The organism is Marinobacter iranensis (genome assembly GCF_029207565.1).
Taxonomy (GTDB): domain Bacteria; phylum Pseudomonadota; class Gammaproteobacteria; order Pseudomonadales; family Oleiphilaceae; genus Marinobacter; species Marinobacter iranensis.
The window spans coordinates 115,844-130,383 of the sequence record NZ_JANCMW010000003.1 but is presented as its reverse complement, the minus strand read 5'-3'; the positions used below and the strand labels follow the sequence as shown (position 1 = coordinate 130,383).

The 14,540-nt window shown below is 59.9% G+C and carries 12 protein-coding genes; 9 read left to right on the top strand and 3 right to left on the bottom strand.

The annotated features are described in order from the left end of the window. Positions 1 to 19: 19 nt before the first annotated feature. The 6 genes from NLU14_RS07045 to xerC all read left to right on the top strand — a co-directional run bounded on the left by NLU14_RS07045 (position 20) and on the right by xerC (position 7,109). Positions 20 to 2,869 carry a class I adenylate cyclase gene (locus tag NLU14_RS07045; protein WP_275705498.1) on the top strand — a complete coding sequence of 950 codons (2,850 nt, stop codon included), beginning with the start codon at positions 20 to 22 and terminating at the stop codon, positions 2,867 to 2,869. 87 nt (positions 2,870 to 2,956) lie between these two features. Further along, positions 2,957 to 3,124 carry an LPS translocon maturation chaperone LptM gene (gene lptM / locus NLU14_RS07040; protein WP_275705497.1) on the top strand — a complete coding sequence of 56 codons (168 nt, stop codon included), beginning with the start codon at positions 2,957 to 2,959 and terminating at the stop codon, positions 3,122 to 3,124. A 38-nt stretch (positions 3,125 to 3,162) separates the two neighbouring features. After that, a complete protein-coding gene (lysA, locus tag NLU14_RS07035) occupies positions 3,163 to 4,413 on the top strand; it encodes a diaminopimelate decarboxylase (RefSeq protein ID WP_275705496.1) in 1,251 nt (416 codons plus the stop codon). A 14-nt stretch (positions 4,414 to 4,427) separates the two neighbouring features. Next, on the top strand, positions 4,428 to 5,393 hold the full coding sequence (gene dapF / locus NLU14_RS07030) for a diaminopimelate epimerase (protein WP_275705495.1): 966 nt from the start codon (positions 4,428 to 4,430) through the stop codon (positions 5,391 to 5,393). 16 nt (positions 5,394 to 5,409) lie between these two features. Next, entirely contained in the window at positions 5,410 to 6,156 is a 747-nt protein-coding gene (locus NLU14_RS07025; protein ID WP_275705494.1) for a DUF484 family protein, read from the top strand. Between the two features lie 2 nt (positions 6,157 to 6,158). After that, positions 6,159 to 7,109 (top strand): tyrosine recombinase XerC, encoded by a 951-nt coding sequence (xerC, locus tag NLU14_RS07020; protein WP_275705493.1) that lies wholly within the window; start codon positions 6,159 to 6,161, stop codon positions 7,107 to 7,109. Positions 7,110 to 7,178: 69 nt separating this feature from the next. Here xerC and NLU14_RS07015 read toward each other — a convergent pair whose 3' ends face one another. Further along, positions 7,179 to 7,412 carry a DUF2789 domain-containing protein gene (locus NLU14_RS07015; RefSeq protein ID WP_275705492.1) on the bottom strand — a complete coding sequence of 78 codons (234 nt, stop codon included), beginning with the start codon at positions 7,410 to 7,412 and terminating at the stop codon, positions 7,179 to 7,181. 143 nt (positions 7,413 to 7,555) lie between these two features. Here NLU14_RS07015 and NLU14_RS07010 point away from each other — a divergent pair, with 143 nt between their 5' ends. Next, a complete protein-coding gene (locus NLU14_RS07010) occupies positions 7,556 to 10,360 on the top strand; it encodes a transporter substrate-binding domain-containing protein (RefSeq protein WP_420845044.1) in 2,805 nt (934 codons plus the stop codon). An 8-nt stretch (positions 10,361 to 10,368) separates the two neighbouring features. Here the strand turns inward: NLU14_RS07010 and NLU14_RS07005 are convergent, their stop codons facing one another. Beyond that, on the bottom strand, positions 10,369 to 10,731 hold the full coding sequence (locus tag NLU14_RS07005; RefSeq protein WP_275705491.1) for a hypothetical protein: 363 nt from the start codon (positions 10,729 to 10,731) through the stop codon (positions 10,369 to 10,371). A gap of 220 nt (positions 10,732 to 10,951) precedes the next feature. Between NLU14_RS07005 and NLU14_RS07000 the strand changes: the two genes are divergently transcribed. After that, the gene (locus NLU14_RS07000; RefSeq protein ID WP_275705490.1) at positions 10,952 to 11,569 is read left to right on the top strand and encodes a hypothetical protein; all 618 of its coding nucleotides are present in this window, start codon (positions 10,952 to 10,954) and stop codon (positions 11,567 to 11,569) included. Positions 11,570 to 11,584: 15 nt separating this feature from the next. Next, on the top strand, positions 11,585 to 13,786 hold the full coding sequence (locus NLU14_RS06995; protein ID WP_275705488.1) for a patatin-like phospholipase family protein: 2,202 nt from the start codon (positions 11,585 to 11,587) through the stop codon (positions 13,784 to 13,786). 12 nt (positions 13,787 to 13,798) lie between these two features. On the opposite strand, the gene NLU14_RS06990 is transcribed toward NLU14_RS06995, so the two are convergent. Beyond that, complete coding sequence (locus tag NLU14_RS06990) at positions 13,799 to 14,473, bottom strand: GntR family transcriptional regulator (protein ID WP_275705487.1); 675 nt, start codon at positions 14,471 to 14,473, stop codon at positions 13,799 to 13,801. Positions 14,474 to 14,540: the final 67 nt, after the last annotated feature.

Genomic DNA, 14,540 nt, shown 5'->3' with positions numbered 1-14,540 from the left:
CCTCTCCCGCGGAGTCACCGTGACCACCCATACCGCTCCCATTGCCCTGGATTTCGACGAGGGTATCGACCGAAAAACGCTGCGACGGCTGCGGGATCGGTTCATGGCTGTCAACCGGCAACGCTGGGAGCGCGCCCATTCGGCTCTGACCTATCGCCAGCAGGCAGTCCTGGACGTGTTGCCACTGGTGTTTCACCTGAACCACCCGGCCCTGCCTGGTTATCTTGACAGCGACTGTCCCTATGGCCTGAGCCACTACCGGCCTTCCGAGCCAACGCTGAGCGCCGCCAGGCGCCTGGCACGAACCTTTTCGCTCAAGGACGAGGGGCGGCGAAAGCCGGACCTGGAAGCCTTGTTCCTGATGGGAAGTCCCGGAACTCTCGGCCATTCGGTGGCCAGTGACCTGGATATCTGGCTGTGCCATCGTCCGGATCTTCCGGAGCGAGGCATACGTTGCCTGGAGCGCAAGGCGCAGAGCCTGTCGGCCTGGGCCGCGACCCTGGGAGTGGAACTTCACGTGTTCGTGTTTTCCGCCGCCGACTGGCGCGCCGGGCGTCAGCGTGCGGAAGTCACCGGCGAGAACTGCGGCAGTTCGCAGCATTACCTCCTGCTGGATGAATTCTATCGCACGGGGATTCATCTCGGTGGCTGCTACCCGCTCTGGTGGCTGGTGCCGGTGCAGGATGAAGAGCGCTACGACGAGTGCGCGCGGCAACTGATTGATTGCCGCTTCATCCGGGGCGATGAATACATTGATTTCGGCCCGGTGTCGTCCATCCCGCAGGAAGAGTTTCTCGGTGCCGGGGTCTGGCAATTGTACAAGGGCATTGACGCGCCCTGGAAATCCATCCTCAAGCTGTTGCTGATTGAATGTTATGCACGCAGTGGTAACGAGCCATTGCTATCCCGGGTCTTCAAGGCCGAGATTTTCGCCGGTGAAACCGATCCTGACCGGCTCGATCCTTATATACTGCTTTACCAGCGCCTTGAGCGTTGGCTGCTAGAAGACGCGCCCCAGCGCCTGGCGCTGGTGCGCCAAAGCCTCTACCTTAAGGCGGGGTTGCCGCTGACCCGTTCGGCGCAGGCGGGGTCTGGCTGGCGAACCGGGCTGTTGCAGTCGCTGGTCGACTCCTGGGGCTGGTCGGCCCCGGAGCTGAAAAACCTGGACAACCGGATACGTTGGCGGGCAGAAGATGTGGTGACCCTGCGACGGGCTGTGGTGGCTGAATTAACCCACAGCTACCGCTTGTTGTCGCGCCTGGCACGGGATCATGGTACTCGTGCTGCTATCAGTGGTAATGACATGAATCTGTTGGGGCGAAAACTCTATGCCGCCTTCCAGCGTAAGGCTGGCAAGATTGAGCAGATCAATCCCGGGCTGGCACCGTCGCTGTCGGAGGAGAATCTGGCGTTCCATCACCAGTCGGAACAGGGCGGATCGGCGGCTTACGAGGGCTGGCTGCTCTACCGTGACCTCGAAGACCCGTCGGATGCCCTCTGGCAACCGGTTATCCGCCGCTCAGGCAACCTCACAGAGCTGATGCTCTGGAGTTATTACAATGGCCTGCTGACCCGGTCCACCCGGTTGAACGTCCGCGCCGGCAGCAGTATTGCCTCGGTGGCGGAGCTGAGGGAAATGCTGGACGCGCTGGGTTCGTTTCTGCCGTTCCCGGTGGAACCTGCCGGGCGGGAAGCCTTGTCCAGGGCTGTGCATCCGTTGCGTAACCTGTTGTTTGTAAATGTCGGGGTGGACCCCCAAGCCTTTCTGACCGAGCGCGGGCTGCACAAACTCAGCGCCCGACACGACTCACTGGGTTTCAGTGGCGGGCGGGAGAACCTGGTGAACACCATTGACCAGGTCACCTTCAACAGTTGGCACGAGGTCAGCCTGCAGCACTATGCCGCCGGCGATACCCTGATCCAGTGCCTGAAGAATATCCTGGCCTCGGTGGCTGCGGCCCCCGACCGGTTGCCGGAGATTATGGTCCACAGCCATAACACCGGCCATGGTGCCGCCATTGCCCGTCGGGTGCGCGAGCTGTTCATCGACGTGATGCGCCATTTCTTCGCCGGCGGCGTTGGCCCCCATCCCCTGCGCTATGTGATAGAGATGGACAGGCGCTTCTTCCTTCTGCGTTTTAACGGTACCGAACCGGGGTTCGTGGCCTTCGACAGTACCGAGGCGTTGATGGCCTACCTGGCAAAACCCCAGGAGTCCTATCTGCCGGTGGTGTTTGACCAGTACGCCCTGCTGGACGACCTGCCCCTGCGCACCGTGTGCCATGCCAGTGAGCCGGGTAACATCCAGGTGTTCTGCCGGGTAACCGGCGATACCGCGCGGGTGTGGGTGGTGGACGAGCTGGGGTCGGTGTTCTGCTGGCAGCAAGGCTATGCCAATCGCCGCTTCCTGCTGGTGCCGTTACTGCGATTCCTGGAAAACCTGACGGAACGCAGGCAGTTGCGCCAACTTGACGCGATTACCGATATTTCCGGTGTGCAGTGCTATGAAATGGTGCTGCGCGATGGCCAGTGGCGTGCCGAACGGCGTCCGGACGCGGACAGCAATGCGTCACTGCCGGGGTTGGAAGTGCAGGCCATCGGTATCCAGGAGGGCGACTCCCGGGTGCGTTTCGATATTTTCTGCGGTGACCAGGAATTTACCGTCCAGGAGTACGGAGACCAACTGATCCCGGCGGTGGCCCACTACATTCGCTCGCTCCGCCACAGTGGCGAGCCGTATCCGGTCTACCTGACCGATGTTCACCTGCCCCACGACCTGGACCCACAGGTCTACCAGCAGGATATCCAGACTATCCAGTACCTCTATTACCGCACGGAACTGGAACGCTCGCTGAATCAGCACCTTTAACACCCCGGATCGGTGGCCGTGGCATCTCGCCGGACGCCGCCAAACTCAGGTATACTGCGCCCATACAGACACAAGGGGCAGCTACCGATGAAGCCAGGGCAGACAATCGCACTCCTGCTGGTGACGGCCGTGTTCCTGGCCGGTTGCGGCCAGAAAGGCCCGCTCTACCGTGAGGCTCCGGCCGACAGCGAGGCAGCCTCCGAGCAGGCCAGCACCCGTGCGCAGGACAGAAATGAGCAGGCTGAAGACCGCTAGGTCTGGCAGGCTGACCCGATAACAGACTCAGGACATCCATGGATCACTTCAATTACCGTAACGGTGAATTGTTCGCCGAGGAAGTAGCGGTCGCGGACATCGCCGGGCGCTTTGGTACGCCCGCGTATGTCTATTCCCGTGCCACCCTTGAACGCCATTACCGGGCCTATGACGATGCCCTGACAGGCCGTCCCCACCTGGTGTGCTATGCCGTCAAGGCCAACAGCAATATTGCCGTGCTGAATGTGCTGGCGCGTCTTGGTGCCGGCTTCGACATTGTCTCTGCCGGGGAGCTCGAGCGGGTGATTCGGGCCGGCGGTGATCCTGCAAAAACGGTCTTTTCCGGCGTTGGCAAGCAGCGCTGGGAAATGCGCCGCGCCCTGGAGGCGGGCGTTCGCTGTTTCAACGTCGAATCCGACACCGAACTGGACCGGCTCAACGAAGTGGCGGGCGAACTGGGTGTGAAGGCTCCGGTTTCCCTGCGGGTGAACCCCGATGTGGACGCGGGCACTCACCCCTACATTTCCACCGGCCTGAAAGAAAACAAATTCGGTATTGATATTGCCGAAGCGCCAGCGGTTTACCAGCGTGCTGCCGCCATGCCCAATCTGGACATACAGGGTGTGGATTGCCATATCGGCTCCCAGTTGACCACAGTGTCGCCCTTCCTGGACGCGCTGGACCGGGTGCTGGCGCTGATCGATGCCCTGGCGCAGAACAATATTGTTATCCGCCACCTGGACATGGGTGGTGGCCTGGGAGTCACCTACGACCGGGAACAGCCACCGCAGCCGTCAGACTATGTAACCGCGCTGGCGGAACGCCTGGGCGACCGGGAACTGGAACTGATCATGGAGCCCGGCCGCTCCATCGCGGCAAACGCCGGTATCCTGCTGACGCGGGTTGAATTCCTCAAGTGCACAGAACATCGCAATTTCGCCATTATCGACGCGGCGATGAACGACCTGATCCGTCCCGCTCTCTACAGCGCGTGGCAATCCATTATCCCGGTGACACCCCGCAATGACGGCGAGGAGAAAGCCTGGGATCTGGTGGGGCCGGTGTGTGAGACCGGTGATTTCCTGGGCAAGGATCGCAAAATGCGACTCCAGGCAGGTGATCTGCTGGCGGTTCGCTCCGCTGGCGCCTATGGTTTTGTCATGAGTTCCAACTACAACACACGTAACCGCCCGCCGGAACTGATGGTGGATGGTGACCAGGTGCACGTTGTTCGCCGGCGGGAAACCCTGGAAGAGCAGCTTGGCCCTGAAAGCTGTTTGCCGGAATGAGTGGGGATGAAGGTATGAGTCAGTCCCGGCGTGGACAGGGTCCATTGCTCAATTTCACCAAGATGCATGGCCTGGGCAACGATTTCATGGTGGTGGACGCCATCAGCCAGCCGTTCCGCCTGCGTCCCGACACGATTCGTGAGCTTGCCGACCGACACTTCGGCATCGGCTTCGACCAGTTGCTGGTGGTTGAACCGCCAGGCTTGCCGGATGTGGATTTCCGCTACCGGATTTTCAACAGTGACGGTTCGGAAGTGGAGCAGTGCGGTAATGGCGCCCGTTGTTTTGCCCGTTTTGTCCGCGACCAGCGCCTGACGAACAAGAAGGTTATCCGGGTACAGACCGCCAAGGGCGTAATTGAGCTCAGGGTAGGGCGTGCTGGCATGGTTACCGTGGACATGGGCGTGCCGGAGCTGAATCCGCCGGCCATTCCCTTTGCTGCCGACCGGCGCAAGGATATTTACACCGTGGAAGTCGGGGGTGACACGGTGGAGCTCAGTGCCGTATCCATGGGAAATCCCCACGGCGTCCTGTTGGTTGATAACGTCGACACCGCACCGGTGGGCGAACTTGGGCCCCGGCTTGAGAACCATCCGCGGTTTCCGGCGCGGGCCAATATCGGTTTCCTGCAGGTGATTGACCGCACCCACGCGCGGCTGCGGGTGTTCGAACGCGGTTCCGGTGAAACCATGGCCTGTGGCAGCGGAGCCTGTGCGGCAGTGGTTGCCGGTTGCCTTCGTGGCCTGCTGGACAGCCGTGTGGAGGTCGAACTCAAGGGCGGGCACCTTGTCATCGAATGGCAGGGGGAAGGGTCCCCTGTTATGATGGAAGGCCCTACGGCCAGCGTCTTCGAGGGTCAGCTTCGCCTGCCGGGAGACCCGTCCCCGAGACGTCGCAAGAGTGCACGGCAGGGGGATGCAAAATCCGGAACCAACCGGAAGAACCATCGCCAGCGCCAGCCAGTCACATCCAGGCCCTGACCATCAGGAGAGCAGCATGACAGAACAAACGGCCCACAAGAAGGTCGGTGAGCTCAGCCGGGAATCCGTCGCAGACTACCTGCGAAATAACCCCGATTTCTTTGTTGAACAGGACGAGCTCCTGCGCAGCCTGACATTGCCCCACGACAGTGGTCGCGCAATTTCACTGGTGGAGCGCCAGGTTCACCTGTTCCGCGAACAGCGCGACACCCTGCGCCGCGAACTGGTGGAGCTGGTGTCTATTGCCCGCCATAACGACCGTCTGTTCGAGAAAAGCAAGCGCCTGCTGATGCAGGTGATTGAGGCCCGCAACCTGAATGACATGGCCGCTGCGATTGATGACAGTATCCGTGGCGATTTCGGCCTGGATGCGGCCTCGGTCATCCTGTTCACCGACAGTGAATTGCCGGCTGCGGCCCAGGGAGCCCTGCATGTGGTGACGCCGGAAGCGGCGAAAGCGCGCCTTGGGGGGCTGCTGGAAGGTGATCGTGCGGTTTGTGGCCAGTTCCGGGAAAGCGAGCGTAGCTTCCTGTTCCCGGATCGGGAGGAGCCTATCGCTTCAGTGGCGCTGGTACCGCTGCGCACCAACGAACTGGTCGGGGTTTTTGCCGTCGGCAGTTGCGAGATCGGGTATTTTGACCAGAGCATGGGGTCGCTCTTCCTGACCTACATCAGCGATACGCTGAGCCGCCTGCTGCCTCCGATCCTGCAAAGACACGCGGCCACGGTGCCAGTCACCGACGTGGTGGCGGAGTCCCGCTGAGCATGTCGGTGACTGGTGGCGAGGCTGGTCCGGCTGCCAGTCTGGCGGAGCCCCTGACGGCCTTTCTGCGCTACCTGGCCTCGGAAAAACGGCACTCGCCGCGCACCTGTGCCAGTTACTGTGAAGATCTGAAGCGCTTTGCCGTCTGGGTTGAACAACTGCCGTCACCTCATTGGCGGTCGGTTTCCAGCCATGACCTGCGACGTTATGTGGCCCTGCTCAGCCGGCAGGGGCTGGGCGGTCGCAGTATCGCCCGCCACCTGTCCGCCATCCGCCGTTTCTACGAATACCTGTTGCGTGAACACCTCGCCACTGACAATCCGGCGCTTGATATCCGTGCTCCAAAAGCAGGAAAGCGTCTGCCCAGGGTGGCGGATGTGGACCAACTCAACCACCTGCTTGACGCGACCCCTGACGACCCGTTGGAGGTTCGCGACCTGAGCATGTTCGAACTGATGTACTCCTCCGGCCTGCGGTTGTCGGAGCTGGCGGGTTTGAATCTTGGGTCTGTGGATTTTCGTGGTGGTGAGGTCCGGGTCCTGGGTAAGGGCAGCAAGGAGCGTATCCTGCCGGTGGGTCGCAAGGCGCTGGATGCGCTGTCACAGTGGCTTGAGGTCCGTGGTGCAATGGCACCGGAAGGACAAAACGCTCTTTTTGTGAGTCGCCGCGGCGACAGGCTAAGCACACGCAGCATCCAGTCCCGCCTCAGTCGCTGGGGTATGGTCAAGGGCGCGGATCAACGGCTTCACCCTCACCTCCTGCGGCACTCATTTGCCAGTCACATGCTGGAGTCCAGTGGTGACCTGCGTGCGGTACAGGAATTGCTCGGTCATGCGGACATAGCCACAACCCAAGTCTATACTCACCTGGATTTCCAGCACCTGGCAAAGGTCTATGACCAAAGTCATCCCCGTGCCCGCCGGGGTAGTAAACAAGACAGGGAGAGCCGTTGAAACATCAGTCACGGAGCGCCGCAAAGAACGTTATGGATGGTATGCGCGGGCGCATCGCTTCACTCTGATTCAGTGCCTCATCAATGCATCCAGCTCGTCAATGATCTCCGCCCAGTCAGAGTCATCCTCCAGTCCTTCTTCAAGGAAGTGTGACTGGCTTTCCGACCAGAACGGGGCGTCCTGCAGGGCAATTTCGGAAGGGAGTGGCGAGTGTTTTGCGATGAAATCCTCGATACTCCTGGGGTCAGACGGCATGCCGAGTTGCTCAAAGAGAACGCTGAAAGTGTGCTTGCTGGTGTCCATCGTAACAATTCTCCCCGGACTCTCTCCGGTGTTATGACAGGTTGTATGTCTGGCCACGTTAATTCGGGTAACCCGCTGAATGCAATCAGAAGAATTTACGGGTATCGTTCCCTGAACTGTAGCCGAACCGGTGAGGATATCCAGTGAGGGCCGTTTTTCATTTTCTGTTGGTGTTCACCTCCCTGCTGGCGCCCGGCATGTCTGTTGCCGAACCGCCGCAGCCGTCTCCGGCACCGGTTCTGGGTAGTGACGACTTGCGCTGGCTCGAAGAGCGGGAATCGTTTCGCGTGGGGGTTCGCAGTGCCCAGGTGCCACTGGTGTTTGACACCGGTAACGGTGAGTTGGCCGGCATATTTATTGACTACCTCAACCGGCTGTCGAATAAGCTTGGTGTGCCGGTTGAACCGGTTTCCGGCTCCGAAGAGCAGCTTGACCAGTGGCTGCAGGACGGCACATTGGACGCCCGCCTGACAACCCGGATGGCACACCGGTCTCCGCCTTCCAACGTGATGGTGTCATCGCCATTGATGAGTCTGACCTACGGTATTTTTGTCGGTTCGGGCGATGCAGGCATCCGTAAGCTCTCGGACCTTGAGGATGCACGGATCGCCCTGATCACCAATGACCCCAACCAGTTTGCCCTGCTTGATCCTGTCGACAGCTTTTCTCCCGTGCCTGTCCCGAGCGTCAGTGAAGCAGTGGGTATGGTGCTCTCAGGACAGGCCGATGCGTTTCTAGGCCCGGTCCCGGTGGTGTCGGACTATCTGCAGTCGGCGATGGTGAACGGGGTGGGAATGGCCTCGCTACTGAGCCAGCAATCGGTCGATGTAGTGCTGGAAGTCAGCAAGGGCAATGACCAGACATACCGGGTGCTCAATCAGGCAGTGCTGTCCATTGACCACAGTGAACACCGGAGTATCCGGCAATCCTGGTTGCAGACCGAGCTGCCGGAATTGGACCCTTCCGCCATTACCCTGTCTGCTGAAGAGCGCGCGTTCCTCAACAACAACCCCAACCTGCGTGTTGCCTTTCGTCCGGATTGGCCACCTTTTGAGTATACCCAGGACGGGCAGCTTACCGGGCTTGTTCCAGATCTTGTAACGCGCCTGGAGGAGCAGTTGAACATCCGCTTCAGCCGGGAGGTCATGGACAACAGTGCCGATGAGGAAAGTGCTTTGCGTTCGGGCGAAGTGGATATATTGCCCGCGCTTTCCCGCACCCCCCGAGTGGAGGAGTCGTTCCTGTTCAGCCGCGCGTATCTCACCGTCCCCATCGCCCTGGCTATCCGCGACGACGGCCGTTTTATCGGGGAACTGCGGGAGCTGAGGGATGAAAAGGTGGGGGTGGTCAATCGCCAGGCCGGGCATGATTACCTGTTGATCAACCATCCCAACCTTAATCTTTATCCGGTGACCTCCATCGAGGAAGGCCTGTTGGCCCTGTCCAACGGTGACCTTGATGTGATGGTCACCCATATTCCGGCGGTGAGCTACACCGTTGCCCGGTTGGGGCTGTCCAATCTCAGGATTACCAGCATTACCCCTTACCAGTATGAACTGCGTTTTGCTGTCAGCAAGGAACGGCCCGAGTTGCAGCGCATCCTGAACAAGGCTCTGGGCAGCCTCGACGCGTCTGAAACGGAATCAATCTATAACCGCTGGATCCACCTGGATATCGAGCAGGAGACGGACTACACCGTGGTGCGCCGTATTGTGCTCATCGCCCTCGTGGTGGTGCTGATTTTCCTGTACTGGAACCGCAAACTCTCGCGGGAAGTGGACGAGCGCATCCGCTCGGAAAACGCTCTGCGGCGCAGTGAAGATGAACTGCGGGCGGCCAAACTGGAGGCGGAGCGGTTGGCGCGGGAAGCCGAGGCGGCCAGCCTGACGAAAAGCGAGTTCCTGGCCAACATGTCCCATGAAATCCGCACCCCGATGAATGCGGTGATCGGATACAGCGATTTGCTCAGCAACTCGGTCAAGGACCCCCAGCAGCGGAATTACCTGGACGCCATCCGGGCAGGCAGCCGCAGTCTGTTGATGCTGATCAACGACATCCTGGACCTGTCCCGCATCGAGGCGGGAAAAATGCGGCTGGACTATTCGGCGGTGTCGGTGCGGCGGTTGCTCAGCGATGTCCGCCATATATTCGACCTGCGGGCGACCGAACAGGGAATCTCGCTGGAAGTCAGCGTTGACTCGAAGATGCCAACGGCGATGATGCTGGATGAGACGCGGCTGCGGCAGGTATTGTTCAATCTCGTCGGTAATGCCATCAAGTTTACACACGAGGGTGGCGTAACGGTTCGCGCGACCGCCACGCCCAGGAAATCGTCGGAAAAAGGATCGGTTGGGGAAGGGGAAAATGAAGCCGATCGTCGCTGCTGGTACCGACTGGTGGTGACGGTATCGGATACCGGTATCGGTATCCCTCCGGACCAGCAGGAGCAGATTTTTGATGCCTTTGAACAGCAGGAGGGACAGAACACCCGTCGCTACGGTGGCACCGGTCTCGGTCTTGCGATCAGCCGCAAACTGGTGCGAATGATGGGCGGCGAACTGAAGGTTGAAAGTGAGCCGGGGGCTGGCTCCACATTTACCGTGCGGCTTCCGCGGGTGGAAGCAACCGGGGCCCAAGCGGAGGAGGAAGGAGCGCCAGAGGAATCAGAACGCCTGCTGGCGCAGACACTCAGTATGCAGGAGCGCGGCTGGCTGCGGGAACAACTGGCAAGGGACTTCGGTGATGAATGGGAAACCGTGAGGGAGAGCGGCGATCCGGAGCAGATGAAGGATTTTGCCATCCGCGTGCTGGAGTGGGGGAAGCGTTTCCGCTCTCCGTCGGTGACCCGTTATGGCGAGAGATTACTGACGGATGTTGAGGCCTTTAACCTGGACTCGGTGAATAGCGCGCTGGAGGCGTTTCCGCGGCTGCTGGGTCGGGACCAGTAAGGGCATTATCAGAGACAGTCGAACTGGGAGTTACGGTCGAAGGCGACAGCGACCATGTCGTAACCGGAGTCAGACAAAGAGCGTATCAGTTCGCGGTCTTTCAGCAGTGCCATACAGACCTTGTGAACATTGGCCTGGAGCTGCTCTTGTGGCGGCTCGGATTGAAACCGGAAATCCACAATCAGGTATTTGCGTTCAACGGCGGACGTGGCGGGAATGTCTTCACGCTCAACGCTTTCATAGCCAATGTAAGTGGCTTGTTTGTCAGGGAAAATTCCGCTTAGCAGCACGTCCAGGTTGCCGGCCATGACCGGTTGTGATGCCAGTGCAAGTAGCAGGGCAAAAGCGCCGATGGTGCGTTTGATGGTCATGGGAGGCACTCCTGGGGGGTCAGCCCGTCAGGCTCTGTAAACATATGTAACGTTTGGTTACTGATCATTATTGCAGAGTCCGAACGGTTTTGCGTATTTTTTGCACGAATTTTTCAATTGTTTGCATTTTTGCAATCAAGGTGGCTGGCAACTGCAGATTTCCTGAGCCCGCCAGGATCAACTACTATGAATAAAAGCAGAGGCAGGCAGAGGCAGGACTATGTTTCAACTCGTCTTTAAAGGTGAATGCACACCCGGAACCGACCCGGTAACAGCCCGAAATAACGCGAAGACCCTGTTCAAGGCAACCGTAGAGCAGATTGACCGCATGTTCAGCGGCCAGCCGGTGGTTATACGCAATAAGCTTGAGGAGGTGCAGGCGGAAAAATACCGCTTGGTTCTGCAAAAACACGGCATGGTGGCCTATGTACAGCCCATGGAGGGCGTGGCGTCGTCTTCCGCTCCCCGCCCGGAACCCGCCGCCAGTTCTCAGCCAGCGCAAAAACCGTTGCCTTCTGCGGAACCGGGCTCCGCGGAGCCTGCTGTCAGCTCCGGCAAGCCGGGATCATCGGTCGCCGTGGAACCCGGTGATCGTTTGCAGGTGGCCGGCGAAAAGGTTGACAGCATTCTTGCCGGCTCGGGGCTGACCCTCGACCCGGTTGGTGTCACGCTGGAGGCGCATCGGGAGGCACCAACCCCCATGTTCCAGCACCTGGACGACTGGACGCTGGCGCCCCCGGGCAGTGACCTGGGCGTGAAGCGTGAAGTGCCACCGCCGGTGGTGCCCGATGTTTCCCACCTCTCGCTGGCAGACGAAGACCCTGCGGATGAGCGCTGACATGCAGGCAGGATAATGTCGGTATTGAGGTTACTGGGATTGGTCATTGTGCTGCTCTCGACCAGTCTGGCACAGGCGGATGTGGGGCGGCCGAAAGTGGGACTTGTGCTCAGTGGCGGCGGTGCCAAGGGCATGGCTCACGTGGGTGTGCTGCGGGTGCTGGAAGAACTGCAGGTGCCGGTGGATTTCGTGGTGGGCACCAGTGCCGGATCGGCTGTGGGAGCGCTCTATGCGTCCGGTATGGACGTCCACGAGATCGAAGAGCGTTTCATCGATATGGACTGGGTGTCCAGTTTTCAGGATGACCCCGGTCGTGCCTACAAGCCGGTCAGGCGCAAGCGCCAGGACTGGCGCTATCCTGTCTCCCCCGGTATTGGCGTTCGCTCCGACGGTCTGCACCTGGGAGGCGGCATAATTGCTGGCCAGAACCTGGGGTTTATCCTCAACGAGCTCACTCGTGACGCCTCCCTGGTGGAGGACTTTGACAAACTGGCCATCCCGTTCCGGGCAGTTGCCACCGACCTGGAAACCGGCGAGGAAGTTGTTATTGGCAGTGGCAACCTGTCTGAAGCCATTCGTGCCAGCATGAGTATTCCCGGTGTCTACGCGCCAGTCACGCTGGATGGGCGCTTGCTGGTGGATGGGGGCGTGGCTAACAACCTGCCTGTCAGTGTGGCCAGGGACCTCGGGGCCGATATCGTCATTGCGGTGGACATTACCGATCCGCTGTTGGAACGGGAGGATATCCGCGAGGCATTCTCGGTGGTGGGGCAGCTCACCACCATGATGACGCGGCAGAACACTGAACAGCAGTTGGAACTGCTGACCGATCAGGACATCCTGATACGGCCGGATCTGGAAGGCCTGTCCTCGGCGGATTTCTATAAGGCGCCTGCGCTGTTCGAGCTCGGTGCCAGCGGGGCCCGCAAACATGCCGGTGAGCTACGCCATCTGAGTGTCGGTGATGATCACTGGGAGCGGTTTCGAAGCCGGTTGACGGAACACTCATTCAGCCCGGGTGTGATCACTGGCATCCGAATCGATGACGATTCCCGCTTGGCCGGCGATTTCCTGCGCCAGCGCATACGACAGCAGGCCGGAGAACCCCTGGACGTGGCCGCGCTGGAAGAAGACCTTAATCGTATCTACGGTCTTGGCTACTACGAGACCGTCTCTTATTCCCTGGTGCCGACTGACGCGGGTGGCACCGATCTGGTCGTCCGGGTTCGCGAGAAAAGCTGGGGGCCAAATTACCTGTCCTTTGGCCTGAACTATGAAGACAATTTCGAGAGCGACACCCGTTTCAATGTTGCCACCTCATTGCGGATGACGGGCCTCAACGCCCTGGGTGGTGAGTGGACAACGGGGCTTCAACTGGGTACCCAGCCGCGGGTGCGAACCGAATGGTTCCAGCCTCTGGACTATGGCTTTGAACGGTTCCTGACCCTGGGCGGTGAGTATTCCCGGGAAAGCCTGAGTGCTTTCGACGGGGAGGGCGAACGTATCACCGAAGTGGATATTACCAACCGGCAGATTGATCTGGCGTTGGGTACCGAACTGGGAGCGAATGGAGAGGTTCGCCTGGCATACATACGGGGCTACGCAACCGTCGACGAGCAGGTTGGCGAGCCGGTGGCGCCCTCCGGTTCAATCCAGAGCGGCAATATCAACCTGCAACTGGTACACGACTCCCTGGACGATACCTTCCTCCCGGAGTCCGGAGGTTTTGCCGGTATCCGCGGCCGGTTCGAGCGCCCGGGCCTTGGGTCCGACCGTGATTTCGACTCGGTAAGGGTCATGGCCCTGGGTACTGCAAGCTGGAACAAGGCCAGTGTGACCGGGCTGCTGTTCGCCAACGCCGTGACCCGGGGCGTGGCCGGCATTGAGAATTCGGTGCTATTGGGTGGTTTCCATCGGCTGTCGGCCTACAGCCAGGGTGAGGTTTCGGGAGAGGATGCGGCCCTGGCCGGCGTCTATGTCAGGCAGGAATTTGGCGGGCCATTTATGCCCTGGTTTGCCGGAGCGGGTTTTGAAACCGGTAATGCCTGGTCGTCCCTGGGGGACGCCCGCTGGAATAACCTGCTGCGTTCCGGGAGCCTGTTTGCCGGCATTGACACCTTCCTTGGCCCCATTCAGGTGGCAACCGCCTACAACAATGAAGACGATTGGAGCGCCTACCTGAACATCGGCTTTTCGTTCACCCGCCTGTTCTACTGAACATCGGCGGGTTTACGCAGAGGCAGAGGCGTTTTGGATAGCTTCCAGAACCTGTTGGCACTGCTGTTCGGCGTACCCTGCCAGAATCCTCGCCAGACGCTCTTCGTCGCGTTCCTTGATGGCACTGATGGATTCCCGCACATGGGCCAGGTTGTCTTCAAGCACGCGATTGCCACCGCGCTGGAAGGCCACAAAGGCACAGCGTTTTGCCGACGGCCACAGGTCCTCGATGGCGGATACGATGAAATAGTTGTCGGCATAGGCCAGCGACGCCTGGGTATACTCAATGCCCAGTTCCAGGAACGCCAGCAGGTCATTGTTGTCATGGCAGGCTTTCATGCGCTGGTACAGGGATTCAAGCCTGTCCATGTCGGCGGCCTCCCACTGTCGCACCAGCTTGCGCCCGGTGTGGGTCAGGTATAGTTGCAGTACCTCGTAAAGGCTGCGTACAAAATACTCATCCAGCGGTGTAACGAACGCGCCTTTGCGGGGTACGTTCTGCACCAGGTGGCGCTTTTCCAGCAACAATAACCCTTCGCGAATCGAACCATGGCTGACGTCCATCTGCTTTGCCATGGCGCCCTCATAGATGCGCTCGCCGGAGCGAAGCTGGCCAAAGGCAATGAGGTTTTCGATGTGTCGGGCGACCTGCTCGGTCAGGGTTTCGCGGGGCTTGAATGTGGTCATGGTCCTGCTTCGTTACAGCGTGCTGGCTCGGTGGTTCTGGAATACTCTCACATTATTCCCGTATGGA

Excerpts from the sequence above, each read along its gene's own strand:
- lptM (WP_275705497.1), top strand. The coding sequence starts at position 2,957 with ATGAAGCCAGGGCAGACAATCGCACTCCTGCTGGTGACGGCCGTGTTC.
- NLU14_RS07005 (WP_275705491.1), bottom strand. The coding sequence starts at position 10,731 with ATGACCATCAAACGCACCATCGGCGCTTTTGCCCTGCTACTTGCACTG.
- dapF (WP_275705495.1), top strand. The coding sequence starts at position 4,428 with ATGAGTCAGTCCCGGCGTGGACAGGGTCCATTGCTCAATTTCACCAAG.
- xerC (WP_275705493.1), top strand. The coding sequence starts at position 6,159 with ATGTCGGTGACTGGTGGCGAGGCTGGTCCGGCTGCCAGTCTGGCGGAG.
- NLU14_RS07025 (WP_275705494.1), top strand. The coding sequence starts at position 5,410 with ATGACAGAACAAACGGCCCACAAGAAGGTCGGTGAGCTCAGCCGGGAA.
- NLU14_RS06995 (WP_275705488.1), top strand. The coding sequence starts at position 11,585 with ATGTCGGTATTGAGGTTACTGGGATTGGTCATTGTGCTGCTCTCGACC.
- lysA (WP_275705496.1), top strand. The coding sequence starts at position 3,163 with ATGGATCACTTCAATTACCGTAACGGTGAATTGTTCGCCGAGGAAGTA.
- NLU14_RS07000 (WP_275705490.1), top strand. The coding sequence starts at position 10,952 with ATGTTTCAACTCGTCTTTAAAGGTGAATGCACACCCGGAACCGACCCG.
- NLU14_RS06990 (WP_275705487.1), bottom strand. The coding sequence starts at position 14,473 with ATGACCACATTCAAGCCCCGCGAAACCCTGACCGAGCAGGTCGCCCGA.
- NLU14_RS07015 (WP_275705492.1), bottom strand. The coding sequence starts at position 7,412 with ATGGACACCAGCAAGCACACTTTCAGCGTTCTCTTTGAGCAACTCGGC.